Origin of the sequence: Actinoplanes sp. CA-252034, from assembly GCF_050956125.1 — a bacterium.
In the GTDB taxonomy this organism is placed as follows: Bacteria; Actinomycetota; Actinomycetes; order Mycobacteriales; family Micromonosporaceae; genus Actinoplanes.
Map to the genome: position 1 here is coordinate 6298843 of NZ_CP191846.1, position 22640 is coordinate 6321482.

The window sequence follows — 22640 nt, forward strand, 5'->3', positions numbered from 1 at the left end:
GACGATGGGCTCGTCGCTGGTGGACGACGCCCAGCCTGGCGCCCGCGGGTGGCCCGGCACATCGCCGCACGGTCGGCGCACGGCCTCCACGAAAGACGCAGCGGGCGGGTCACGGTCGTCGACGAAAGTCGTAGTGGCCGCGCGGTGCACGGTGCCTAAGCTGCGTACATGCAGAGGCGACCGTTGATCGACGCCGCGCTGGTGCTGACCTGTCTCGTGTTGAGCCTGCTGGCGGTGAAGACCCCGTGGTCGCCGCTGCCGTGGCCGGTCGTGGCGGCGGCCGGGGTGCTGGGCAGCGCGGCGATGTGGCCGCGCCGCCGGTGGCCGGTGACCGGCGCGGTGGCCGGTGCGGGCGCTTTCGCGCTGTCCGGCAACCCCGGTCCGCTGCTGGCCGGGCTCTACAACGGCTCCCGGTACGCCCCGCGTCGCAGCGTGTGGCTGTGCGCGATCGCCGGGTGGGCGGGCTTCGTGGGGTGGTCCCGGCTCGACTCCGGGCAGGTGACCGTGGACAACCTGGTCTTCCCGGCCCTGGGTGTCGGGCTGGTGGTCCTGGCCGGGGTCAACCTCGCCACCCGCGACGCGTTGCTGACCTCCCTGCAGGAGCAGGCCCGGCGGGCGGACGCCGAGCGGCTGCTGCGCGACGAGCAGGCGCGGGCCGCCGAGCGCACCCGCATCGCCCGGGAGATGCACGACGTCCTGGCCCACAAGATGTCGCTCATCGCCCTGTACGCCGGCGCGCTGGAACTGCGCGCCACCGATGATCCGAAGCTGCGGGACGGCACGGTGCTGATCCGTACGACTGCCCGGGAGGCGCTGGTCGAGCTGCGGGAGGTGCTGGGCGTGCTGCGTACCGACGCGTCACCGGCATCGGAGACCGCCGCGGCCGGGCAGTACCCGGATCTGAGCGCGCTGGTCGGGGCGTCCAGCCGGGCGGGGCACCCGGTGGAGCTGCGTGACGAGGCCGGTGACCTGCCGGCGGCGACCGCCCGGGTCGTGTACCGCGTCGTCCAGGAAGGCCTGACCAACGCCCACAAGCACGCGCCCGCCGCGCCGACGGTCGTGTCGGTGGGCCGTACCGGGGACGGGAGCGTGGCCGTCGCCGTCCACAACAGGGCGGGTGCCGTACCGATGGATCTGCCCGGGTCCGGGGCCGGCCTCGTGGGGCTGGCGGAGCGGATCCGGCTGGTCGGCGGAACGCTGCGCAGCGGCCCGGTGGCCGGGGACGGCTGGCAGCTGTCGGCTGTCGTACCGTGGCTGGATCCCCGACCGGAGGCCTCATGATCTCAGTACTGCTCGCCGACGACGAGGCGCTGGTCCGGGCCGGGTTGCGGATGATCCTGGAGACGACCGCGGACCTGACCGTCGTGGGTGAGGCCGGCGACGGCCGGGAGGCGGTGGCCGCGGTGTCCCGGCATCGGCCCGACGTCGTCCTCATGGACATCCGGATGCCCCGGCTCGACGGGATCGCGGCGACCGCGGAGATCCGGGAAGGGACGCAACCACCATCGGTGATCGTGCTCACGACGTTCAACACCGACGACGACGTGTTCCGGGCGCTCGAGGCGGGCGCCAACGGCTTCCTGCTCAAGGACACGCCACCGGCCGACCTGCTGCGTGCGGTGCGCCTCGCCGCCTCGGGCGACGCCATGCTGTCTCCGAGTGTGACGCGCCAGGTGATTCACCGGCTCACCGCGGAGGACCGGTCACGCACCCGGGCCGAGGCGCTCGGCAGGCTCGGCCCGCTGACCGACCGTGAGCGGGAGGTGCTCGTCCAGATCGGTCTCGGCCACGCCAACGCCGTCATCGCCCGCGCGCTGCACATGAGCGAGGCCACGGTGAAGAGTCACATCACCCGCCTGTTCGAGAAGCTCGCGGCGACCAACCGGGTCCAGCTCGCCATCGCCGCGTTCCGTGCCGGCCTGGTGGAGTGATCCCGGTCCATCGGTCACGCCGGGCGATCATCGAGGTCCGGCGGGCGGGCCTCCGCGTGGGGCAGCAGCGCGCGTCCCTGCTCGGTGAGCGCCACACCACGCGGCAGGCGGTCGAAGACCCGTACCCCCACTCGGCCTCCAGCGTCGCGATCTGCCGGGAGACCGCCGACTGCGTGAAACGCAGGTCACGGGCGGCGGCGGTGATCGGTCACCCTCGACGCGCTGGCGACCGGCCCGCTGGGCGGGGCGATCCGGCGGGCGACGACGACCGGGGCGTCGTTCGCGATCTCCCTGGCCGCCAAGGACCTGCGGCTCGCCCTGCGGGACGCGCCGGCCGCCCCCGTCGCGGCCGCGGCGCTGCGCCTCGTGAACGCCGCCGCCGACCCGGCGGCGGACGTCGCCTCCCTGATCGACCTGGAGACCCGATGAATCTCACCCTCGACAACCCGCAGGCGGTGGCCGCGCCGTTCGGCGACCGGTTCGCCCACGTGGCCCGTCTGGACCTCGACGGCGGCGCGCTGCTCATGCTCGCCGGACAGGTGGCCGTCGACGACGCCGGCGAGGTCGTCGCGCCGGGCGACGCGGCCGCGCAGGCGGAACGCGCACGGCACCCCGGTGGAGGTCGCCATCCACCGATCGGCTGGTGGGGCGAGCCGACCGCCGGTGGATGAAACCGCTGCGGCCCGCCGCGACGATGAGTCACATGACTGCGAAGAGCACCCGCCGCGCCAGGAACATTCTCTCGTACCGGTCGAACGGCTCGATCCTGAGCATCTGCTCGACGGACTCGGTGCTGTCCGTCGGCTCCGTCGGCTCGATCCTCTCGGTCGGATCGTTCGGCTCGGTCCTGTCGGTGGGTTCGATCGCCTCGTTCGGGTCGGTCCTGTCGGTCGGGTCGTTCGGCTCGCTGCTCGCCGTCGGCGTGTTCGGCTCGGTGCTGAGCATCGGGTCCGTCACGGTCGGCGCCGTGGTCGCGGCGGCCGTGGCGCTCGTCGTGATCGTGGCCGGCCGGCTCACCCGCCGGTGAGCGACGGAGCGACCACGCCCTCGCCGAGCCGTGCTCAGGCACTCCCCGTGTCACGAACGGCCTCGGGGCCGGGACGCCGGTCGCGGAGCTCGAAGTGGCTGACCGTGGTCTCGCGCCCGACGAGGAACTCATCGTCCTCCGGGTAGAAGACGGCCCGCCCGATGTCGTCTCCGGCGAACGCCCGGATCGACTCCCGGTCGGCCCACCAACTGACGGTGACCACCTCGGTCCGCCCGTCACCGAGGTCACGCGTCCACATCTGGGCATCCACGTTGCCGGGCGTCGACCGGTACTCGGCGAGCCCGGTGGCCTCGACGTATCGCACATACTCCTCGGCCCGGCCGGTCTCGACCCATCCCCGCCACATCCGCACGATCACGACGCCAGTCTATGCCGCAGACCCCGGCGGTCTCCCCCGTCGCAGCCGGGCACACCGCAGCATCCCACTCGCAGTGGGTAGCGTCCGGCAGCCGCGGCCCGCCGATCCTGCGGGGACCCGGCGCCCCTGAAATACTGCCCACCATACGAGACATCGGCGATCTTCATCGATCCGATACCGGCCCGATTCCCGTATCCCGTAGCGCTGCGAGGTGGGACCCGACGATCGGAGGTGCCAGGTGGCTGACCAGCCGGACGAATCGTCGTCGGGTAGGCGGCGGGCGGATGTCGAGGTGCGCTTCCTGTCGCCCACCCGCGTCGGCGCCCCGGCGGATCGCACCGCCGAGGACGCGCGGCCCCACCCGTCGACGGCTCCGGAGTTTCGTCTCCGGTCCTTCACCGGCACCCTGCCGGCGTCCGGCCGGCCCACCGTCCCCCTGCCCGCTCGCCCGCCGGTGGCCCCGCCGACGGCCGACGCCCCCGCGGTGCCGGCGAGCGGCAACGCACCCGCCCTGCCCTATTCGGTGGCCGAGGACGGGATGCCGGTCGCGGGCCGGCCGGCCGGCAGCCCTCCGACCGCCCGCCCGGCCCGGTCCGGGTCGCCCGCGGGCCGTTCCCTGCTGGGCCGCCGCCCGCCGCCGGCGGACGCCGGGCGGGTCGTGCTCATCTATGAACAGCAGATCAAACGGCCATGGCGGCTGCTCGGCTTCACGGCCGTGCTCGTGTCGCTGACCGTGGGCGTGGTGCTGGGCCAGACGACGGCATACCGGCCACCCGCCTCGCGTCCGGTGGCGACCGTGCAGGCCGACGCGCCGACGCCGCAGACGTCCGGCCCGCTCCCGCCACCGGTGCCGCTGACCGCCCCACTCGGCGCGGTCGAGAAGCGACGGCTGGAGATCACCGGCACGGCGACCACGCTGCGCGTGCGTACGGCGGCACTGGGCGATTCGCTGTTCACCATCGTCTCGCTCGACCCGAACGCCGCACCCCGGCTGACCGAGATCGGCGACGGCTCGCTGCTCACCCTGACCTCGGGCGCGGAGGTCGTGCTCAACTCGACGGTGGCGTGGACGCTGCGGCTCACCGGCGGCGCGAGCGAGCTGGACGTGGACGTACGGGCGGGCGGGCTGGCCGGCTTCGACCTGGCCGGTGGCGTCGCCCGTGGCGTGTTACGGCTGCCCCGGCCCCGCGGCACCGTCCCGCTGACGGTCACCGGCACGACCGGTGAGCTGATCGTCCGTACCGAGGCGAGGGCCCCGGTGCGGGTGCGTCTGGACAAGGGCGCCGGCCTGGTCACCGTCAACGGCAGGGCCCGCCGTGACGTGAAGCCGGGCAGCACGCTCCGCGAGACCGGCTGGGCGGCGGCCGCCGGCAGATACGACATCCGCATCCGGGCCGAGGCGAAGTCCGTCCTGGTCGAACGCGCGACTCCGGCGGGCTGACCCGGCCGGCCACCCTCGGCGATGCCGTGATCGCGGTGGCCGCCCGGTGCTCCTGGCCGGAATCAGTCGGACATCGGCGTTTCTGCCACTGTGACGGCCGACGGCGTCTTCCTAGGTTCGGAGCATGTCGATCGTCGCACCGATCCTGATCGGGCTCCTCTTCATCCTCGTCATGGCGCTGTTCCCGGACCGGGCCCGGCAGAAGGTCAACGCGCTGCTCATCGCGGGTGCGGGCGCCGTCTACTGGAGCGGGGGCCTGGGCGGATGGGAGTTCCCGTTCGGCCTGGTGATGATCTACGTCGCCTATCGTGGCCTGGCGTCGTGGCGGTGGATCGGGGTCGGCTGGCTGCTGCACACCGTCTGGGACGTCGTCCATCACCTGAAGGGCAACCCGATCATCCCGTTCGTACCCGGCTCGTCCTTCGGTTGCGCCATCTGCGATCCGGTGATCGCGGTGTGGTGCTTCGCCGGCGGGCGCTCGGTGGTCGCCGTGTTCCGCAGGTCGCGCGGCGCGCTGGGATAGTGGAGCCGATGGATGACGATCGGCTCCTCAGGGCGTTCATGGAGACGGTGAGCGTCGGCGACACCTTGACGGGCACCGTCGCGGAGATCCGGCGTTCCGCCACAGCGGTGCTGCTGGACGGCTTCACCGAGCGCCCGGTCGGCATCATCGGCCCTCTCGACCTCTCCTGGCATTTCCACCGCCGATCGCCCGATGAGACTCTCCGGGCCGGCGACCGGGTCAGAGCCGAGGTCATCGCCGTCGATCAGCCGCGGCGACGGATCCTGCTCTCCCGGGCGGCGACCGAGAACCCGCTGCTGTGGGCCTTTCTCAAGGGACTGCACGCCGGGCGGCGTCTGCCGGGCGTGGTGGCGGCCATCGAGCGCTTCGGGGTCTTCGTGGACCTGGACGACGGGCCGAAGCACCCTACGTTTCCCGGCGTCGGCTTCATCACCATGCCCGAGCTGTCCTGGCGCCGGTTCGAGGACCCGGCCGAGGTGGTCTCCGTCGGCCGGCGCGTGACCTGCGAGTTCCTCATGTTCGACACCACCAACGGCGAGGCCCGTCTGTCACTTCGCGCCACCCTGCCCGATCCGTTCCTGGACTTCGCCCGCGCCGTCCGGGCGGGGCAGGTCCTGCCGGGCACGGTCACCAGATTGGTGCCGTTCGGCGCCTTCGTCCGCGTCGGGGACGACATCGAAGGCCTGGTTCACCTCGACGACCTCTCCCCCACACCCGTCGAGGCACCGGATCAGGCGGTTCAGGTCGGCGACCAGGTCACCGTCACGGTCAAGGAGATCGACCCGACGCGGCGGCGCCTCGCTCTGTCACGCCACCTCTGACGGGCCCCGTCGCCCGAAGACGCGGATGCCGTCCGGATGGGGCGACTTCACCTTTCCGGCCTCAGGCGGATTCCTTGCGCGGGTCCTGAGAGCGTCCAGAGGTTGTCTTGAGGTGGCGATCCGATCTGAGCGGGCATGAACGCCACCGCAGTCGCCGCCGCCGCTCCCACCACCACCGCCACCGGTCGTGCCGGGGTCGAGCTCAGCGTCGTCGTGCCGTTCTACAACCCCGGTGCGGCGCTGCGCCCGACCGTCGAGCGGCTGGTCGCCTGCCTCACCGACGCCGCGATCGCGTTCGAGGTCATCGCGGTGTCCGACGGCTCGACCGACGGCTCCGCCGCCACCATCGCCGACATCGCCGGGGTCACCGTCCTGGACAACCCGATCAACCAGGGCAAAGGCGCCGCCCTGCACCAGGGCTTCGCCGCCGCCACCGGCGCCTGGATCGGCTTCATCGACGCCGACGGCGACATCGACCCGCAGCACCTGGTCGACTACCTGCTGCTCGCCCGCACCGGCGGCCACGCCGTCGTCTACGCCGACAAACGCCACACCGCCTCGGTCAGCGGCGCCACCCGCACCCGCAAACTGATCTCCATCACCTACTCGACGCTGGTGAGCACGATGTTCGGCCTCGACGTCCGCGACACCCAGACCGGCTGCAAAATCATCCGCCGCGACGTACTCCACACCGTCCTGCCCCGCCTGCGCGAACGCCGCTTCGCCTTCGACCTGGAGCTGTTCGTCGCCACCAAAGCCGCCGGCATCACCGACCTCAAAGCCGCCCCGGTCCGCCTCGAAACCCGCACCGCCGGCTCCACCGTCAGCAGCTCCACCATCATCCGCACCCTCCGCGACACCCTCGTCATCCACGGCCGCCGCCGCGCCGCCCACTACGCCGCCTACGCGCTGGCCGCCTGAGACCGTCGCGGCGGTGGAGATCCCGTGGAGGTGTCGGGGAGGAAGAGCGCGGTCCGCGTTCTCCTCCCCTCGTGCGTCCTACTGTCCGACGCATGCCGAGACCTGCTCCCGCGACCGCCTGGGTCCTGCTCGCCGCCGCGGCCCTCGTCGCGCACTGGTGCGGCCTGATGCTCCTGGTCGGCTCGCGGATGGTTCCCGGCTGGGCGTCGGGTGCCGCCCTGCTGGGCGCCGCCCTGGTGGCCCGCCGAGCCGAGCCCACCTCCACCGGCCGGGACCGGTGGAGGTGGGCTCTGGGCTCGCTGACCGCGGTGGGCTGCCTGCTGAGCGGAGGGACCGACGTCTTCGCGACCTACCATCTGCTGGACCCGGCCGGTCCCGGCGGCTGCCGGGCCTTCGCGCGGGAGACGGCGATCCTGTTCGCCGGAGGCGGTGAGGTGTACACCGGCTACGCCGTCGGCCCGGTCGGCGTCGCCTGGGAGGGCAGCTCGTGGACCGCCGACGACGGTTACCGTCCCATCGCCGCCGGGACCTACCGGCTGACCTGGGGGCTCGGCGGCGGGTCACTCGTCGTCGAGGGCACGGGCGGCAATCCGGTCTGGCCCGCCCTGCACGGGGTCGACTGCGGCTGAGCCGGGGTCAGACCCTGCCCCAGATCTGGTTGCTGGTGCCGGCACAGTCCCAGAGTTGCAGCTTGGCGCCGTTGCTGCCGTTCCAGTCCTTGATGTCGACGCAACGGCCGGACGAGACGTTCTGCAGGGTGCGTGCGGCGGTGAGGGTGAACCGCTGAACGGGGTTGGCGTTGCAGTCGGCCAACTGGACCGGGGTGCCGTTGGCGAGGGCGCCACCGGCCGGGTCCATGCATCTGCCCATCGCCCGTACGGTCCCGTCGCCCTCGAACGTCCATTTCTGCGCGGCGGTGCCGTTGCAGTCCCAGGTCTGCAGGACCGCGCCGGCGTCGGGCACGCCGCCGGGGATGTCGATGCACCGGCCGCTGAAGTTGGACTGCAGCATGGTCGCTCCGGTGGCCGGCGGTGTCGTCGGGCCGGTCGGCGGGGTGCCGGGGTCGCAGTCGTTGGCGGCCACGACGTTGTCGGTGTGGGCGGTGCCCCCGGAGCGGTACGCGTTGATCGCGGCGCTCGCCTGTGCGGGGGTGAGCACCTGCTTCTTGGCGTGGTAGACGTAGTCGACCGACTGGAGCCAGGTGCTGGCCCCGCCGCTGTGCCCGGCCAGGTCGATGAACCACTGGTTGAAGTCGATCGACATGTTCTGCCGGGGGTAGACCTTGCCGGAGTGGTCGCCGACGAGCGCGCCGTCGATGTAGTACTTCACGTGGCCGCCGGACACGGTCGCCATCACGTCGTGCCAGCCGTTGATGCTGCGGGCCTGCTGGCTGTGCACGTTGTCGGCATACCAGGGATCGGCGACGTAGGTGTACCAGGTGGTCTGGTAGTTGATCGGGCCCGCCTCGCCCCAGCCGCCGTTGGGCAGGTACTCGGAGAAGTCCATCTCGGAGTAGAGCGGGTCGCGCGGGGCCGCGAGCGGCGAGATCGTGTAGAAGGTCTGGTTGACGTGGTCGCCGTCCGCGCCGCTCACGGGGGCGTCGGCGAACTTGATCCGGGCGAGGTAGGTGCCCTCGAAGAAGCGGCGGTTGGACAGCGAGAACTCGGCGTGCGACGTGCCGGCCGCGGTGCCGTCGGTGACCGCTTTGAGCTGGGCGACCTTCTGCCCGTCGACGGTCGGGAAGGACACGTTGTCGGGCAGCCAGCGGGCGCCGCTCACGCCGGGGCCGCCGGCGTTGCCGCGGATGCTCCAGCCGCGCTGGCCGAGCGCCGCGTCGGTGCGTGACGAGTAGTTGAAGTCGTCGAAGAGAACGCCACAGCCGGCGGCGGCGCTACCGATCGGGGCCGCGGCGATGCCGATGCCGGTGAGGGCTGCGACGGTGGCGGCCATGGTCGTACCTATGACGATCTTGCGGGTGGGGGCTGGTCCCATGGGGGTGGGCTCCTTCGAGGATGAGGCCAGAATTGACCACTGGTAAGGAAATCGGCCGCTGGGCTACTCTGCTCTGGACCAGTGGTATGCGTCAATAGACTGCGGAAAAGTTTCTTTACAGTGAGATTCGGGGGACGCCGTGCGGCGTGCTGAGGTGCGGGACCGGTTGCGGGAGCTGATCGACGCGCGGGCGCCCGGTGATCCCATGCCGTCCGAGCGCTCCCTGTCCGAGCTGCTCAGCGCCTCGCGCCCGACGGTGCGGGCGGCCATCGACGACCTGGTCGGCGCCGGCCGGCTCGTCCGTCAGCACGGGCGGGGCACGTTCACCAGCCCGCACAAGATCTCCCAGGAGGTGCCGGCGTTCGGCGAGCCCGTCCCGCCCGCCGACGGCGACTGGACCAGCGAGGTCCTGCAGTTGCACGTCGAACCGGCCGGGGCCCGGCTCGGCCGGCGGCTGCAGATGTCCCCCGGCGACGGCCTGCTCTACGTCAGACGCCGGCGCATCGTCGACGGCGAGCCGATGGCCATCGAGCAGATCCGGCTGCCGGCCGCCCTGGTCCCCGGCATCACGGCTGAGGACTTCGTCTCCGGTTCGCTCTACCGCCGGCTGCGGGAGCGGTATGGCGTGGACCCGGCCGAGGCCGTGCAGACCGTCGAGCCGACCGTCACCGACGCCGACGAGTCCCGGCTGCTCGAGGTGCCCCTGCACTCACCGGCGCTGCTCTTCGAGCGCACCACCCAGGACTACGGCGGCCGGATCATCGAGTTCACACGCTCGATCTACCGCGGCGACCGCTACCGGATCACCAGTCACCTGAGACTCGGCCCGAACTCGGGTTGAGCGTCCCCATAGGATGGTGGGGAAGGGGGTCGGATGGCACTGTTCGACGACGCGTTCGCGGCAGACCCGCATCCGGCGCTGGCCGCGCTGCGGGAGGCCGGGCCGGTGCACCGGGTCACCTCGGCGGCCGGGATCCCGTTCTGGATGGTCACCCGGTGGGACGAGGCCCGCCAGGTGCTCACCGATCCGTCACTGTCCAAACAGCAACCGGTCGACCAGCTGCCGCCGGGTTTGCGCGAGGCCCTGGCGACGCAGATGCTGCTGCGCGATCCGCCCGACCACACCCGGCTGCGACGGCTGGTCTCGGCGGCGTTCACCCCGCGCCGGATACAGGAACTGGCGCCGGACATCACACGGATCACCGACCGTCTGCTCGACGACATGGCCACGGCGGCCGAGCCGGATCTGATCGGCCGGTTCGCCGTCCCGCTCCCGCTCGAGGTGATCTGCGAGCTCCTCGGCATCCCGGCGTCCGATCGCGGGTCGTTCCACACCTGGTCCAGCGCGATCATCAGCGGTGGCGGCGGTCCGGCCGACATGCTCGCGGCCATGTCGGCGATCGTCGGCTACTTCCGCGAGCTGCTGGCCGACAAGCGCGCACGGCCGGCCGACGATCTCCTCAGCGCCCTGACGGCGATCGCCGACGACGGTGACCGGCTCTCCGAGGACGAGTTGGTCGGCATGGCCCTGCTGCTGCTGATCGCGGGGCCACGAGACCACGGCCAACCTGATCGGCAACGCCGTCCACCTGCTCTGCGGCCGGCCGGATCAGCGCGACCGCGTGGTGAACGATCCGGGTCTGCTGCCGGCCGTGGTGGAGGAGATCCTGCGGTTGGCCAGCCCGGCGGCCACCAGCACGTACCGGGTCACCACCCGCCCGATCACGCTCGGGGACACCACGATCCCGGCCGGGGAGCAGGTGCTGATCTCGCTGCTCGCCGTAAACCGTGATCCACGGCGGTTCACCGGCCCGGACACCCTCGACGTGGACCGTGGCGACGGCGGGCATCTCGCGTTCGGCCACGGCATCCACTTCTGCCTCGGCGCCCCGCTGGCCCGGCTGGAGGCCCGGATCGCGCTGGCCCGGCTGTTCGCCCGCCATCCCGCGATCCGGCTCGCCGTCCCGCCGGAGTCACTGCGCTGGCGGGCGGGCCTGCTGATGCACGGCCTGGAGACGCTGCCGGTCCACCTGCGGGCGGGGGCGCCGCACCGCTGATCGTCACCGGCCGGTCGCCGGGCCGAGGAGCTCCCCGACCCGGCGGGCCGGTCAGAGCGCCGGTCGCCGGGCCGAGGGGTTCCCCGACCCGGCGGGGCGGTCAGAGCGCCGGTCGCCGGGCCGAGGAGCTCCCCGCCCCGGCGGGACGGTCAGCGGGGCGGTCAGGAGGCGAAGGTCTGGAACTCCGCGACCTTCGGCGTACCCGTGGCATTGGTGATCTTGAGGGTCAGCTTGGTCGTGGAGACCGCCGGGAAGCTGATCGCGCCGCCGCCCGTGCCGGAGGCCAGGACCGCGCCGGTGGCGCCGTTGACCAGCTGGTAGGCGCCGATCGTGGAGCCGGAGGCCTCGACGATGACGGCGCGGGAGACCTTGGTGGCGGCCGGCCATTTGATCGACACGTCGCCGGTGGCGCCGCTCGGCGACCAGAAGGTGGACGCCTTGCCGTCCTTGACGTTGCCGTAACTGGTGCCACTCGCCTTGCTGGAGCCGTCCGCCCCGGCGCCGAGGCTGAGGTTGGTGCCGCTGGTCGCGGTCGGCGAGACGGTCGCCGTCGGTGACACGGTCGCGGTAGGCGAGGCGGTGGCGGTGGCGGTAGGTGAGGCGGTGACGGTCGGCGAGGCGGTGCCGGACACCGTCGGGGCGGCGGTGGCGCTGCACTTGCCGTCGGAGACCTTCAGGCCGGTTCCGGCGCCCGCGGTCGCGGCGACGATCGCCGGTACGCACGACGCGCTGTCGGGCGTGAACGCGTACGGGATGCTCACGGTCGTGTTGGACGTGACGTTCGGGCCGGCCGGGTTGTTCTCGGTGCCCACCGCCGACCAGGTGACGTTGTCGAAGATGTTGTCCGACACCTGCCAGAAGCCGGCCGCGTCGGTGTAGAAGGTACCGAGCACGTCCTTGGAGTCCTCGAAGTAGTTGCTGTCGACCTTGGCCTTGGCCCCGGCCCGCGAGTTGATGCCCGACTCGTTCAGGTTCAGGTAGTGGTTGTTGTACATGTGGGCGACACCGCCCCGCAGCAGCGGCACCCGCGAGTCGAGATTCTCGTACCTGTTGTGGTGGAACGTGATGCCGGTGTTGCCGGTGTCGGTCTCGCTGGAGCCGATCAGGCCGCCCCGGCCCGAGTTACGCAGGATGCTGTAGGACAGCGTCACGAACTCGGTGTCGTCCTTCATGTCGAACAGCCCGTCGAAGCCCTCCGACTCGCCACCGGAGGCGATCAACGTCGAGTGGTCGACCCACACGTTACGGACCGTGCTCTCCATGCTGACCGCGTCGCCGCCGTTGGACAGCGGCGAGCCGGACTTCTCGACGTTCTGCACCGTCACGTTGCGGACGATGATGTTGCTGGAGTCCCGGATGTGGATGCCCAGCTGGTCGAACGTCGCACCGGAGCCGACGCCGACGATCGTGACGTTGCTGATCTCCTTGAGCTCGATCCTGTCGGCGGCGGTGTTGCAGCTGTCGCCGGACACCTTGGTGGTGTTGCCGTGGTTGATCGTGCCCTCCACCTCGATGATGATCGGGGTGTCGACGGCGGCACGCCTGCACAGTGCCTCGTGGATCTGCGTGCCGGTGGTCGCCTTGACCGTGGCGCCGCCCGCGCCGCCGGTGGTCCCGCCGTTCTGTCCGGCGAACCCGTCGGCGGCGAGAACCGCGTCGGCGTTGGCCTGCAGCTGGGGCACACCGAAGGCGATCGCCCCGGCCACACCGGCGACACCGAGCACGGCGGAGAGTCGCAGCGCGACTGACCTCTTCATCGTCTGTCTCACCTGTTCCCGCGCGTCACGACGCGCGTGTGGGGATGATCGGCGACCGGTTGGGGGACGGTCGCCGCTTGCTGATCATCCGTAAGTGGCAGGCGAGCACGTTTTGGTTGCCCGGCTGCCGACGGGTTCTTCCGGTCGGCGGCGAGCGCGCGCATCCGGCACCACACCCACGCGGGCCCGCAGGTGCCGGGCGTCACAACCCCGAAAGGCGATCATGACGAAGGTTGCCGATGATATTAGGTTAGGCAAGCCTTATCAGCGAAGAAGTGGAGTCCCCCCGCCATGCGCGCTACCCGGTTCCTCGCGGGAATCGTCGCCCTCACCACCGCTCTGGCTCTGACCGCCTGCGGGTCGTCGGACAGCGACGACACCCCGGCAGCGTCGGGCAGTGCGGCGGCGTCGTTCCCGGTCACCGTCACCCACGCCTTCGGCACCACGACCATCGAGAAGAAGCCGGTCCGGGTCGCCACCGTCAACTGGGCCAACCACGAGGTCCCGCTGGCTCTCGGCATCGTCCCGGTCGGCTACGCCAAGGCGAACTTCGGTGACGAGGACGGCGACGGCCTGCTGCCGTGGGACGCCGCGAAGCTCAAGGAGCTCGGCGCGCAGACCCCCGTGCTGTTCGACGAGACCGACGGCATCGACTTCGAGGGCGTCGCGAACACCAAGCCCGACGTCATCCTGGCCGCCTACTCGGGCCTGACCCAGCAGGACTACGACACCCTCACGAAGATCGCGCCGGTCGTGGCGTACCCGAAGGCGCCGTGGGCCACGTCGTGGCGCGACAGCATCAAGCTCGAGAGCAAGGCCCTGGGCCTGGCCGGCGAGGGCGACGCGCTGATCACCACCATCGAGAAGCAGATGAAGGACGAGGCGGCCCGCTACCCGAAGCTGGCCGGCAAGTCGGTGATGTTCCTGACCCACCTCGACCCGACCGACCTGAGCAAGATCAGCTTCTACACCACGCACGACACCCGGGCCCAGTTCTTCACCGACCTCGGCATGAAGCACCCGGCCAGCATCGAGAAGGCGTCCGCCGCCACCGCCGAGTTCAGCCTCACCCAGAGCGCCGAGCAGGTGCAGAACCTCAGCGACGTCGACATCATCGTGACCTACGGCGACGCCGAGGGCACCACGCTGGCCACCCTGCAGAAGGACCCGCTGCTGTCGAAGATCCCGGCGATCGCCCGCGGCTCGTTCGTGTCGCTGCCCGGCAGCACACCGGTGGCCACCGCCGCCAACCCGACCCCACTCGCGGTGTCGTTCGTGCTCAAGGACTACGTCGACCTGCTCGGCAAGGCTGCCGACAAGATCTGATGACGGTCACGCGAACCGAGTCCGGGCCGGGCGTCGCCGCGCTGCGACGCCCGGCCCGGGTGCGCCTGGGCTGGCTGCTGGCCGTACTCGCGATCCTGGTCGTGGTGTTGCTGGCCTCGGTCGCCTTCGGCTCCCGCATCGTCGGCTTCGCCGACATCACCGCCGCGTTCGGCGGCGCCGACGAGACCCTCGACCAGGCGGCGGTGGTCAAACGCATTCCGCGTACGGTGCTCGCCGCCCTCGTCGGCGCGGCCCTGGCCCTGTCCGGCACGGTCATGCAGGGCGTCACCCGCAACCCGCTCGCCGACCCGGGCATCCTCGGCGTGAACATGGGCGCCATGCTCGCGATCGCCGTCGGCATGGTGACCGTCGGGCTGTACACCGCCACCGCCTACATCTGGTTCGCGATCGCCGGCGCCGCGGTGTCGACCCTGTTCGTCTACGCGGTCGGCTCGCTGGGCCGCGGCGGCGCCACCCCCCTCAAGATCGCGCTGGCCGGCGCGGCCACCTCGGCGGCCCTGGCCTCGATGGTGACCGCGGTCGTGCTGCCGCGCGGCGACATCGCCGAGAACTTCCAGTCCTGGCAGGTCGGCGGCGTCGGCGGGGCCGGCTGGGAGAGCATCGGGCAGGTCCTGCCGTTCCTGATCGCCGGCCTGGTCGTCTGCCTGCTCTGCGCGCGGGCGCTGAACTCGCTGGCGCTCGGCGACGAGCTCGCCGCCGGGCTGGGCGAACGTGTCGCCGTCGTACGGGCGGTGGCCGCCGCGGGCGCGGTGGTGCTGTGTGGCGCGGCCACCGCGGTCGCCGGGCCGATCGCGTTCGTCGGGCTGATCGTCCCGCACCTGTGCCGGCTGCTCGTGGGCCTGGATCATCGCTGGCTGCTGCCGTTCGCCACACTCGCCGGGGCCGCACTGCTGACCGCGGCGGACGTGGTCGGCCGGGTGGTGAACCGTCCGGACGAGATCGAGGCCGGCATCATCACCGCCCTGATCGGCGCCCCGTTCTTCATCTACGTCGTCCGCCGGCAGAAGGTACGAGAGCTGTGAGCACCTCGACCCTGCAGGCCGTCACCCGCGGCCGCGCGCGCCGCCGCCTGCGCCGGCAGACCGTACTGGCCACGGCCGGGATCGCGGTGGCCGTGATGGTCGCGCTGTCGCTGATGGTCGGGCAGACCTTCTACCCACCGGCGGACGTGCTGCGGGTGATCCTGGGCGAGACCGTCCCGGGCGCCTCGTTCACCGTCGGCGAGCTGCGGCTGCCGCGGACCGTGCTGGCCCTGGTCACCGGCCTGTGCTTCGGGATGGGCGGCGTCACCTTCCAGACCATGATGCGCAATCCGCTGGCCAGCCCCGACCTCATCGGCATCAGCTCGGCGGCGAGCGCGGCCGCGGCCTTCGCCATCATCGTGCTCGGCCTCGGCGAGACCGGTGTCTCGGTGTTCGCGATCGTCGCCGCGCTGGGCGTCGCGGTGATCATCTACGTGCTGTCGTTCAAGGACGGTGTGGCCGGCACCCGGCTCGTGCTGATCGGCATCGGCATCGCGGCCATGCTCAACAGCGCCACCTCGTACGTGCTCAACCAGGCGGGGCAGTGGGATCTGCAGGCGGCGACCCGCTGGCTCAACGGCAGCCTGAACGGCTCCACCTGGGACGAGACGGTCCCGGTGCTGATCGCTCTCGCCGTCTTCGGCCCGGTGCTGCTGGGGCAGGCCCGCAACCTGACGATGCTGCAGCTCGGCGACGACACCGCGTCGGCGCTGGGGACCCGGCTGGAGCGTACCCGCCTGATCTCGATCGTCGCCGCGGTCGGTCTCATCGCGTTCGCCACCTCGGCCACCGGACCGATCGCGTTCGTGGCCTTCCTCGCCGGCCCGATCGCGGCCCGCCTGGTCGGTCCCGGCGGCTCGCTGCTGTTGCCGTCCGCGCTGGTCGGCGCACTGCTGGTGCTGGTCGCCGACTTCCTGGGCCAGTTCGCGTTCGACACCCGCTTCCCGGTGGGCGTGATCACCGGGGTGCTGGGCGCCCCGTACCTCATCTTCCTGCTCGTCCGCACCAACCGCGCCGGAGGCTCCCTGTGACCACCGACCACTCCCTGTCCGTCGAGAGCCTGACCGTCGGCTACGGCGAACGCGTCGTCATCGAGTCGCTCGACCTGCTGGTGCCGCCCGGCCGGATCACCGCGATCGTCGGCGCCAACGCGTGCGGCAAGTCGACGCTGCTGCGGTCGATGTCGCGGCTGCTCGCCCCGCGGGCCGGCCATGTCCTGCTGGACGGCCGCGAGGTGCACCGGATGCCGGCCAAGGAGCTGGCCCGCACGCTCGGCCTTCTCCCCCAGTCACCGATCGCGCCGGAGGGCATCACCGTCGCCGACCTCGTCGGCCGGGGCCGCAACCCGCACCAGCGGCTGCTGTCGCGGTGGAGCCGCGACGACGACCGGGCGGTCGCCGCCGCCCTGGACGCCACCCACACCGCCGAACTGGCCGACCGGTCGGTCGACGAGCTGTCCGGCGGCCAGCGGCAGCGGGTGTGGATCGCGATGGCGCTCGCCCAGCAGACCGACGTGCTGCTGCTCGACGAGCCGACCACGTTCCTCGACGTCAGCCACCAGGTCGAGGTGCTGGACCTGCTGACCGACCTGAACGCCGGCCGCGGCACCACGATCGTGATGGTGCTGCACGACCTGAACATGGCGGCCCGCTACGCGGACCACCTGATCGCCCTGGCCGGCGGCGGCCTGCATGCGGCGGGCACACCCGCCGAGGTGTTGACCGAGCAGTGTGTACGGGCGGTGTTCGGCCTGGACAGCCGGGTCATCGTCGACCCCGTCTCCCAGAAGCCGCTGATGCTGCCGATCGGCCGTCACCACGTCGTCGCCACCGCCTGACCTCGCTCACCCACCCACGACTGCCGGTCGGCGCGGGCCGCCGGCCCCAGAAGACTGGGGAGCCGAGCAACGCCTCACGCCGAGGGCGGCACGCGGTCAACCGATTCGATCTACGGCGTTCCGGCTGGGCCTCATTCGTCGGTGGCTTGCCGCAACTGCTCGAGATAAAGAGATCGGTAACGACTCAGAATCGGCTCGACCTCACTGGTCGCAAGGCCGGCGTAGTGGTCGAAGAGATACCGATACTGTTTCAGATCGGCGCGGCCGCGGGAGGTGAGCCCCGTGTTGAATGAATCGATGGCGAGAATGTCGTCGCCGTAGAGAGCGAAGCCGTGCATGGGCGGGATGACCAACACCGTCCCCTGGGGGATGACTCGAATATCGATATTGGCGTGCCGCCGGTTCGCGTCGGTCAGATGGCTGATCTGCGTCAGCATCTCCAACCGGGAACACGGTCTGTTACTGAGAACGGATTCAAGAAAGACGAAGTGAAAGACCTTGCCGCTATCAGCGAGCGCCTCCTGACGCCTGATCCGGGCCGAGACCGCTGCCGCGATCGCCGGTTCGGGCGACGCCTGCTCCCCTGCCCCGATCATCTGCTGAAAACTCGACAGCACGGCCCGGGCATAGCCACTGGTCTGCAGGAGACCGCTGACCAGAGCCGGCTGGAACTCGAACACCTCCGAAGCCGCGGACTCCCACTCCCGGACACGGTGCTGGGCGCCGGCTAGCCCGACCGGCGCGGGTCTCCAGTCCGCCAACTTGTCGTGAGACCGCCAAGCCCGCTCGACGAGAGATCGGGTCAACGCCTCATCAGCGCCGAGGGCGGCCGCGAGGACGGCCACGTCAGTCGGGTCGAGGGCCCCGACACCCCGCTCTATGCGCGAGACCTTCGGCTGGCTCATATTGACCCGGGCCCCGAGTTGCGCACCGGACAGCCCAGCGGCCCGGCGCAGCCGCCCGAGCGCAACGCCGACCGGTTCCTCGGGATCGACGAGATTCCCCACGGCGGAGGTCACCGGAGTACCCCCGCCAGCGAGTCACCGAAGGTTTCTGGCAGCCTCGGAGAGCAGGCTGGCCGGAATCTCGACGAGAAGCTCACCATCGGCAATGTCAACACCTACCCGGTCGGCGGCGACCGCATATCCCTGAATGATCAATGAGCCGCCGGCTTCGGCTTGGTACACCGTCGGACAGGCGCCTGACTGGCAGGAGAGTGCGATCGCTTGATATTCGACGCTCGACGTTTCGTTTTCGCTAGTCATGGGCGTGATCCTATTCAACGGCCTTGCATCGTCAAGGCGAATCGCGCATTTTGCCCCGAGTTTCTTCCCGACGATCAGCCATGTGGCTGACTGCACCCTAGCACTCGCCAGCAGGTTTAATACCACAATCATCAATGGCACACCTTCCGATTGACTAGTCACCGCGCGCGAATAGATACTCGGGTTACGGGAGAGACTTCAAGTGGGTGGTTGCCATGATTAAACGATCGCCACAGAGACCGAGCGAGAGCGGATCATCCGGTTCCTCGAACCCATCGGGAGCCCCTCGGTCGATGTGGGTGGCACTCATCCTGCTCGCTGCCTGCATCATCGGCGGGATAGCGGGCCTGCTCGCTCACGCCGGTGGAAGCAATGTCCCCGCATCGATCCTGACCGGAGGCGGCGCGTTCGCCGGCGCCGTCGGGCTTCTGCTAGCCATCGCGCACTACGCTGACGTCGCCCGCTGACCAGTTCGCGTCCGTGCGGGGATCACTGCCGTAGTGGTAGCCAGCTGGAAGCCGATATGACGCAACGGATTGCGGACGCCGACGGACGGCTATGCTGCGCGCGTGCCAGCCGACGATGAGAACGCCGGACGCCGGCCGGCCGGCTCTCTCGAGTCGGAGGTGCTGCGGGTTCTCGTGGCCGCCTCCGGGCCGCTCAGCCCGCGTGAGGTTCGTGACCGGCTGAGCTCGCCGCTGTCGTACAGCACGGTGGTGACGATCCTGACCCGCATGCACGACAAGGGCATGGCCGCCCGCTACCGGGAGGGCCGCTCGTTCCGGTATGCGCCGCTGACCGACGACGCCTCGTTGGCGGCGGGGCGCATGCGGGCGGCGCTGAGCGCCGGCTCGGACCGGGCGAGCGTCCTGCGCAGGTTCGTGGCCGCGCTGGAGCCGGGTGACGAGGAGTTGCTGCGGCGACTGCTCGGCGACGACTGAGCCGCCGGGGACGAACGTCCTGCCACGACCTTCATCACCAGGGTGAGCCCTGGACAGTGAGGCCAGCCTTTCCTAATCTACAGTCTGTAGCAGTAAGGTAAGGCAACCCTTAAGACTGGGAAGAAGGCTTCATGCTCGCCACCTACCTCATCGGGCTGCGCGAAGGCCTGGAGGCCACCCTGGTGGTCAGCATCCTCGTCGCGTTCCTGGTCAAGGCCGACCGCAAGGACCGGCTCCCACAGGTGTGGGCCGGTGTCGCCGCCGCCGTCGCGCTCTCCGTCGGCTTCGGAGCACTGCTCAGCTACACCCAGACCACCCTGCTCCGCGAGTACGAGCACCGCGAGCTGTTCGAGGCGATCACCTCGATCCTGGCGGTCGTCTTCGTCACCTGGATGATCTTCTGGATGCGCCGGGCCGCCCGCTCGATCGCCGGTGAGCTGCGCGGCAGACTCGCCGACGCGCTCGCCGTCGGGTCGATCGCGGTCGGTGTCATGGCGTTCCTGTCGGTGGTCCGCGAAGGGCTCGAGACGTCGCTGATCTTCTACTCGGCGGTGCAGGGCGCCGACGTCAACGGCGGGCCGCTGCTGGCCCTGCTCGGCGGCATCGTCACCGCGGTCGTCATCGGCTTCCTGATGTACGCCACCGCGATCCGGATCAACCTGACCGCCTTCTTCACCGTCACCGGGGTCCTGCTCATCCTGGTCGCCGCCGGCATCCTCAAGTACGGCATCCACGACCTGCAGGAGTCCGGAGTCCTGCCCGGTCTCGACACCCTGGCCTTCGACGTCAGCGGCACGCTCGACCCGTCCGCCTGGTACACGGCACTGCTCACCGGCATGTTCAACATCACGCCGACGGCCAGCGTGATCGAGGTCGTCGCCTGGATCGCGTACGCCGTACCCGTGCTCGTGCTCTTCCTGCGACCCACCGGCCGCAAGCCGGCCGCCGTCCCCGCACCGCAGTAATAGGAGAAACCCGTGCGCCCTTCGCATATCCTCGCCTTCGTGACCGCCGGGTCGCTCGGCATGTCGCTCGCCGCCTGCGGCGGTGGCGACGCCGCCACGGACACCGCCGCCGCCGGTGGGCCGATCGCGGTCAAGGCCACCGACACCGGCTGCGAGGTCGCCAAGACCCAGGTGGACGCCGGGACCAGCGTCTTCGCCATCACCAACGGCGGCCAGAAGGTCACCGAGTTCTATGTGTACGCCGCCGGCGATCGCGTGATGGCCGAGGTGGAGAACATCGCCCCCGGCCTGTCGCGCAACCTGCACGTCGAACTGCCGGCCGGCACGTACGAGACCGCCTGCAAGCCCGGCATGATCGGCAAGGGCATCCGCGGGCAGCTGACCGTCTCCGGTTCGGCCGCCCCGCTGACCGAGGACGCCGCGCTGCTGGCCGCCACCGAGAGCTACTCCCGCTACGTCAAGAGCCAGACGGCGGCCCTGGAGCAGAAGACGACCGAGTTCGTCAAGCTCGTCAAGGACGGTGACGTGGCCGGCGCGAAGGCGATGTTCCCGATCGCCCGCACCTACTGGGAGCGCATCGAGCCGGTCGCGGAGATCTTCGGCGACCTCGACCCGCGCATCGACGGCCGCGAGGAGGTCACCGAGGAGGGCCTGAAGTTCGGTGGCTTCCACAAGATCGAGCAGGACCTGTGGCAGAAGAACGACATCTCCCAGTCCGGGCCGGTCGCCGACCAGCTCCTGACCGACGTCAAGGAGATCGTCACCAAGGCCAACGCCGAGAAGCTGTCGCCCCTGCAGCTCGCCAACGGGGCGAAGGCGCTGCTCGACGAGGTCGCCGCCGGGAAGATCACCGGCGAGGAGGACCGCTACTCGCACACCGACCTGTGGGACTTCAACGCCAACGTCGACGGCTCCAAGGCGGCCATCGCCTCGCTGCGCCCGGTCCTCGAGGAGCGTGACCCGGCGCTGGTCAAGACCCTCGACACCGAGTTCGCCAACGTCGACGCCGCGCTCGGCAAGCACCGCGCGGGCGACGGCTGGAAGCTGCACACCGACCTGTCGCAGGCCGACCTCAAGGAGCTCTCCGACGCGATCAACGCGCTCGCCGAGCCGATCAGCCAGGTGGCGGGCGTCGTCGCCAAGAAGGCATGAGCCGGGTCTCGCGGCGGCGCGCCCTCACCCTCGCCGGGGTGGGGGCCGCCGGCCTGGCCGGCGCCGCCGCACTCACCCAGGTCAAGGACGAGCCGGAGCTCACGGCGGTCGCCGCGGCCACCGACGCGGTGCCGTTCACCGGCGCCAACCAGGCCGGCATCGTCACCCCGGCCCAGGACCGCCTGCACTTCGTCGCGTTCGACGTCGTCACCAAGGACCGCGAGCGGCTGATCAAGCTGCTCAAGGACTGGACCGCGGCCGCCGCCCGGATGACCGCGGGCAAGGACGCCGGCGCGATCGGCGCGGTCAACGGCATCCCGGAGGCGCCGCCGGACGACACCGGCGAGGCGATCGGGCTGCCGCCGTCCGGGCTGACCATCACCGTCGGCTTCGGGCCCACCCTGTTCCGGGACGCGAGCGGCAAGGACCGGTTCGGGCTGGCCGCCCACCTGCCGCCGGCGCTCGAACCGCTCCCGAAGTTCACCGGCGACACCATCGACGACGCCATCTCCGGCGGCGACATCGCCATCCAGGCGTGCGCCAACGACCCGCAGGTGGCCGTGCACGCCATCCGCAACCTGGCCCGTATCGGGATGGGCGCGGTCAGCGTCCGCTGGTCGCAGCTCGGCTTCGGGCGCACCTCGTCGACGTCGACCGGGCAGGCCACACCGCGCAACCTGTTCGGCTTCAAGGACGGCACCCGCAACCTCAAGGCCGAGGAGACCGACCTGCTGCGCGAGCACCTGTGGGTGCAGCCCGGCGACGGCCCGGACTGGCTCGCCGGCGGCTCCTACCTGGTCACCCGCAAGATCCGGATGCTGATCGAGACGTGGGACCGGTCGCCGCTGGCCGAGCAGGAGATGATCATCGGCCGGACGAAGGGCACCGGCGCGCCGATGGGCCGCACCGGCGAGTTCGACGAGGTCGACTTCGACTCCGTCGGCGCCGACGGCGAACCGCTGCTGGCGACGACCTCACACGTACGGCTGGCCCACCCGGACACCAACAACGGGGCCCGCATGCTGCGGCGCGGCTACAACTTCGTCGACGGCTCCGACGGGCTCGGCCGACTCAACGCCGGACTGTTCTTCATCGCCTACCAGCGCGACCCGCGCAAGGCGTTCATCCCGGTCCAGCGCAGTCTCGCCGCCACCGACGAGATGAACGAGTACGTCCGGCACGTCTCCACCGGCATCTTCGCCTGCCCACCCGGCGTCACCGCCGACGGCGACTTCTGGGGCGGCGCCCTGTTCACCTGAAAC

The 22640-nt window shown here is 70.9% G+C and carries 26 protein-coding genes and 1 pseudogene; 21 read left to right on the forward strand and 6 right to left on the reverse strand.

Features of this window, described 5'->3' with window-relative positions:
• Positions 1–168: 168 nt before the first annotated feature.
• Positions 169–1281, forward strand: a complete 1113-nt coding sequence (locus ACQPZW_RS29030) for a sensor histidine kinase (protein WP_433789195.1) — start codon at positions 169–171, stop codon at positions 1279–1281.
• Entirely contained in the window at positions 1278–1931 is a 654-nt protein-coding gene (locus tag ACQPZW_RS29035) for a response regulator (RefSeq protein WP_433789196.1), read from the forward strand. Before ACQPZW_RS29030 ends, ACQPZW_RS29035 begins: the two co-directional genes overlap by 4 nt.
• 160 nt (positions 1932–2091) lie before the next feature.
• On the opposite strand, the pseudogene ACQPZW_RS29040 reads toward ACQPZW_RS29035, so the two are convergent.
• Positions 2092–2136 (reverse strand): annotated as a pseudogene (locus tag ACQPZW_RS29040) (hypothetical protein); the annotation flags it as partial.
• 220 nt (positions 2137–2356) lie between these two features.
• Between ACQPZW_RS29040 and ACQPZW_RS29045 the strand changes: the two are divergent.
• The gene (locus ACQPZW_RS29045; RefSeq protein ID WP_433789197.1) at positions 2357–2602 is read left to right on the forward strand and encodes a hypothetical protein; all 246 of its coding nucleotides are present in this window, start codon (positions 2357–2359) and stop codon (positions 2600–2602) included.
• Between the two features lie 32 nt (positions 2603–2634).
• On the forward strand, positions 2635–2958 hold the full coding sequence (locus tag ACQPZW_RS29050; protein ID WP_433789198.1) for a hypothetical protein: 324 nt from the start codon (positions 2635–2637) through the stop codon (positions 2956–2958).
• Between the two features lie 34 nt (positions 2959–2992).
• Here ACQPZW_RS29050 and ACQPZW_RS29055 read toward each other — a convergent pair whose 3' ends face one another.
• Positions 2993–3337 (reverse strand): antibiotic biosynthesis monooxygenase family protein, encoded by a 345-nt coding sequence (locus ACQPZW_RS29055; RefSeq protein WP_433789199.1) that lies wholly within the window; start codon positions 3335–3337, stop codon positions 2993–2995.
• 238 nt (positions 3338–3575) lie between these two features.
• Here ACQPZW_RS29055 and ACQPZW_RS29060 point away from each other — a divergent pair, with 238 nt between their 5' ends.
• The 5 genes from ACQPZW_RS29060 (at position 3576) to ACQPZW_RS29080 (ending at position 7672) form a co-directional block, all read left to right on the forward strand.
• Positions 3576–4778 carry a hypothetical protein gene (locus ACQPZW_RS29060; RefSeq protein ID WP_433789200.1) on the forward strand — a complete coding sequence of 401 codons (1203 nt, stop codon included), beginning with the start codon at positions 3576–3578 and terminating at the stop codon, positions 4776–4778.
• A 124-nt stretch (positions 4779–4902) separates the two neighbouring features.
• Positions 4903–5301 (forward strand): DUF6010 family protein, encoded by a 399-nt coding sequence (locus tag ACQPZW_RS29065; protein WP_433789201.1) that lies wholly within the window; start codon positions 4903–4905, stop codon positions 5299–5301.
• An 8-nt stretch (positions 5302–5309) separates the two neighbouring features.
• Positions 5310–6122: a S1 RNA-binding domain-containing protein gene (locus tag ACQPZW_RS29070; RefSeq protein ID WP_433789202.1), complete on the forward strand. Its 813-nt coding sequence runs from the start codon at positions 5310–5312 to the stop codon at positions 6120–6122.
• A 135-nt stretch (positions 6123–6257) separates the two neighbouring features.
• On the forward strand, positions 6258–7043 hold the full coding sequence (locus ACQPZW_RS29075) for a glycosyltransferase family 2 protein (RefSeq protein ID WP_433789203.1): 786 nt from the start codon (positions 6258–6260) through the stop codon (positions 7041–7043).
• Positions 7044–7135: 92 nt separating this feature from the next.
• A complete protein-coding gene (locus ACQPZW_RS29080; protein ID WP_433789204.1) occupies positions 7136–7672 on the forward strand; it encodes a hypothetical protein in 537 nt (178 codons plus the stop codon).
• A 7-nt stretch (positions 7673–7679) separates the two neighbouring features.
• On the opposite strand, the gene ACQPZW_RS29085 is transcribed toward ACQPZW_RS29080, so the two are convergent.
• Positions 7680–9035, reverse strand: a complete 1356-nt coding sequence (locus ACQPZW_RS29085) for an RICIN domain-containing protein (protein WP_433789205.1) — start codon at positions 9033–9035, stop codon at positions 7680–7682.
• Between the two features lie 139 nt (positions 9036–9174).
• Between ACQPZW_RS29085 and ACQPZW_RS29090 the strand changes: the two genes are divergently transcribed.
• The 3 genes from ACQPZW_RS29090 to ACQPZW_RS29100 are packed head-to-tail and all read left to right on the forward strand — an operon-like array spanning position 9175 to position 11092.
• Entirely contained in the window at positions 9175–9876 is a 702-nt protein-coding gene (locus tag ACQPZW_RS29090) for a GntR family transcriptional regulator (RefSeq protein ID WP_433789206.1), read from the forward strand.
• A 33-nt stretch (positions 9877–9909) separates the two neighbouring features.
• On the forward strand, positions 9910–10827 hold the full coding sequence (locus ACQPZW_RS29095) for a hypothetical protein (RefSeq protein ID WP_433789207.1): 918 nt from the start codon (positions 9910–9912) through the stop codon (positions 10825–10827).
• Complete coding sequence (locus ACQPZW_RS29100) at positions 10709–11092, forward strand: cytochrome P450 (RefSeq protein ID WP_433789208.1); 384 nt, start codon at positions 10709–10711, stop codon at positions 11090–11092. The genes ACQPZW_RS29095 and ACQPZW_RS29100 overlap by 119 nt, the downstream gene beginning before the upstream one ends.
• Before the next feature lie 161 nt (positions 11093–11253).
• Here the strand turns inward: ACQPZW_RS29100 and ACQPZW_RS29105 are convergent, their stop codons facing one another.
• Positions 11254–12849 (reverse strand): pectate lyase family protein, encoded by a 1596-nt coding sequence (locus ACQPZW_RS29105; RefSeq protein ID WP_433789209.1) that lies wholly within the window; start codon positions 12847–12849, stop codon positions 11254–11256.
• Between the two features lie 291 nt (positions 12850–13140).
• Here ACQPZW_RS29105 and ACQPZW_RS29110 point away from each other — a divergent pair, with 291 nt between their 5' ends.
• From ACQPZW_RS29110 to ACQPZW_RS29125, 4 genes are read left to right on the forward strand one after another with little or no spacing between them, the layout of a single operon-like run.
• Positions 13141–14175, forward strand: a complete 1035-nt coding sequence (locus tag ACQPZW_RS29110; protein ID WP_433789210.1) for an iron-siderophore ABC transporter substrate-binding protein — start codon at positions 13141–13143, stop codon at positions 14173–14175.
• A complete protein-coding gene (locus ACQPZW_RS29115; RefSeq protein WP_433789211.1) occupies positions 14175–15218 on the forward strand; it encodes a FecCD family ABC transporter permease in 1044 nt (347 codons plus the stop codon). The genes ACQPZW_RS29110 and ACQPZW_RS29115 overlap by 1 nt, the downstream gene beginning before the upstream one ends.
• Positions 15215–16249 carry a FecCD family ABC transporter permease gene (locus ACQPZW_RS29120; protein WP_433789212.1) on the forward strand — a complete coding sequence of 345 codons (1035 nt, stop codon included), beginning with the start codon at positions 15215–15217 and terminating at the stop codon, positions 16247–16249. Before ACQPZW_RS29115 ends, ACQPZW_RS29120 begins: the two co-directional genes overlap by 4 nt.
• Positions 16246–17055, forward strand: coding sequence for an ABC transporter ATP-binding protein (locus ACQPZW_RS29125; protein ID WP_433789213.1), 810 nt, complete (start codon positions 16246–16248; stop codon positions 17053–17055). Before ACQPZW_RS29120 ends, ACQPZW_RS29125 begins: the two co-directional genes overlap by 4 nt.
• 131 nt (positions 17056–17186) lie before the next feature.
• On the opposite strand, the gene ACQPZW_RS29130 is transcribed toward ACQPZW_RS29125, so the two are convergent.
• Together ACQPZW_RS29130 and ACQPZW_RS29135 are read right to left on the reverse strand one after the other, a co-directional pair.
• Entirely contained in the window at positions 17187–18074 is an 888-nt protein-coding gene (locus tag ACQPZW_RS29130; RefSeq protein ID WP_433789214.1) for a helix-turn-helix domain-containing protein, read from the reverse strand.
• Between the two features lie 21 nt (positions 18075–18095).
• Positions 18096–18455, reverse strand: coding sequence for a hypothetical protein (locus ACQPZW_RS29135; protein ID WP_433789215.1), 360 nt, complete (start codon positions 18453–18455; stop codon positions 18096–18098).
• Positions 18456–18613: 158 nt separating this feature from the next.
• On the opposite strand from ACQPZW_RS29135, the gene ACQPZW_RS29140 reads away from it, so the two are divergent.
• From ACQPZW_RS29140 to efeB, 5 genes are all read left to right on the forward strand, one after another.
• Positions 18614–18787 (forward strand): hypothetical protein, encoded by a 174-nt coding sequence (locus tag ACQPZW_RS29140; RefSeq protein ID WP_433789216.1) that lies wholly within the window; start codon positions 18614–18616, stop codon positions 18785–18787.
• A 102-nt stretch (positions 18788–18889) separates the two neighbouring features.
• Complete coding sequence (locus ACQPZW_RS29145) at positions 18890–19261, forward strand: BlaI/MecI/CopY family transcriptional regulator (protein WP_433789217.1); 372 nt, start codon at positions 18890–18892, stop codon at positions 19259–19261.
• 131 nt (positions 19262–19392) lie between these two features.
• Positions 19393–20226 carry an iron uptake transporter permease EfeU gene (gene efeU, locus ACQPZW_RS29150; protein WP_433789218.1) on the forward strand — a complete coding sequence of 278 codons (834 nt, stop codon included), beginning with the start codon at positions 19393–19395 and terminating at the stop codon, positions 20224–20226.
• 60 nt (positions 20227–20286) lie between these two features.
• Positions 20287–21378: an iron uptake system protein EfeO gene (gene efeO / locus ACQPZW_RS29155; RefSeq protein ID WP_433797651.1), complete on the forward strand. Its 1092-nt coding sequence runs from the start codon at positions 20287–20289 to the stop codon at positions 21376–21378.
• On the forward strand, positions 21375–22637 hold the full coding sequence (gene efeB / locus ACQPZW_RS29160; protein WP_433789219.1) for an iron uptake transporter deferrochelatase/peroxidase subunit: 1263 nt from the start codon (positions 21375–21377) through the stop codon (positions 22635–22637). Before efeO ends, efeB begins: the two co-directional genes overlap by 4 nt.
• The last annotated feature ends 3 nt before the right edge of the window (positions 22638–22640 follow it).

What these genes read in the sequence shown, in the direction of transcription:
- ACQPZW_RS29030 (WP_433789195.1), top strand. Translation starts at nt 169, where the DNA reads ATGCAGAGGCGACCGTTGATCGACGCCGCGCTGGTGCTGACCTGTCTC.
- ACQPZW_RS29035 (WP_433789196.1), top strand. Translation starts at nt 1,278, where the DNA reads ATGATCTCAGTACTGCTCGCCGACGACGAGGCGCTGGTCCGGGCCGGG.
- ACQPZW_RS29045 (WP_433789197.1), top strand. Translation starts at nt 2,357, where the DNA reads ATGAATCTCACCCTCGACAACCCGCAGGCGGTGGCCGCGCCGTTCGGC.
- ACQPZW_RS29050 (WP_433789198.1), top strand. Translation starts at nt 2,635, where the DNA reads ATGACTGCGAAGAGCACCCGCCGCGCCAGGAACATTCTCTCGTACCGG.
- ACQPZW_RS29065 (WP_433789201.1), top strand. Translation starts at nt 4,903, where the DNA reads ATGTCGATCGTCGCACCGATCCTGATCGGGCTCCTCTTCATCCTCGTC.
- ACQPZW_RS29070 (WP_433789202.1), top strand. Translation starts at nt 5,310, where the DNA reads ATGGATGACGATCGGCTCCTCAGGGCGTTCATGGAGACGGTGAGCGTC.
- ACQPZW_RS29075 (WP_433789203.1), top strand. Translation starts at nt 6,258, where the DNA reads ATGAACGCCACCGCAGTCGCCGCCGCCGCTCCCACCACCACCGCCACC.
- ACQPZW_RS29080 (WP_433789204.1), top strand. Translation starts at nt 7,136, where the DNA reads ATGCCGAGACCTGCTCCCGCGACCGCCTGGGTCCTGCTCGCCGCCGCG.
- ACQPZW_RS29085 (WP_433789205.1), bottom strand. Translation starts at nt 9,035, where the DNA reads ATGGGACCAGCCCCCACCCGCAAGATCGTCATAGGTACGACCATGGCC.
- ACQPZW_RS29095 (WP_433789207.1), top strand. Translation starts at nt 9,910, where the DNA reads ATGGCACTGTTCGACGACGCGTTCGCGGCAGACCCGCATCCGGCGCTG.
- ACQPZW_RS29105 (WP_433789209.1), bottom strand. Translation starts at nt 12,849, where the DNA reads ATGAAGAGGTCAGTCGCGCTGCGACTCTCCGCCGTGCTCGGTGTCGCC.
- ACQPZW_RS29110 (WP_433789210.1), top strand. Translation starts at nt 13,141, where the DNA reads ATGCGCGCTACCCGGTTCCTCGCGGGAATCGTCGCCCTCACCACCGCT.
- ACQPZW_RS29115 (WP_433789211.1), top strand. Translation starts at nt 14,175, where the DNA reads ATGACGGTCACGCGAACCGAGTCCGGGCCGGGCGTCGCCGCGCTGCGA.
- ACQPZW_RS29140 (WP_433789216.1), top strand. Translation starts at nt 18,614, where the DNA reads ATGTGGGTGGCACTCATCCTGCTCGCTGCCTGCATCATCGGCGGGATA.
- efeU (WP_433789218.1), top strand. Translation starts at nt 19,393, where the DNA reads ATGCTCGCCACCTACCTCATCGGGCTGCGCGAAGGCCTGGAGGCCACC.
- efeO (WP_433797651.1), top strand. Translation starts at nt 20,287, where the DNA reads ATGTCGCTCGCCGCCTGCGGCGGTGGCGACGCCGCCACGGACACCGCC.
- efeB (WP_433789219.1), top strand. Translation starts at nt 21,375, where the DNA reads ATGAGCCGGGTCTCGCGGCGGCGCGCCCTCACCCTCGCCGGGGTGGGG.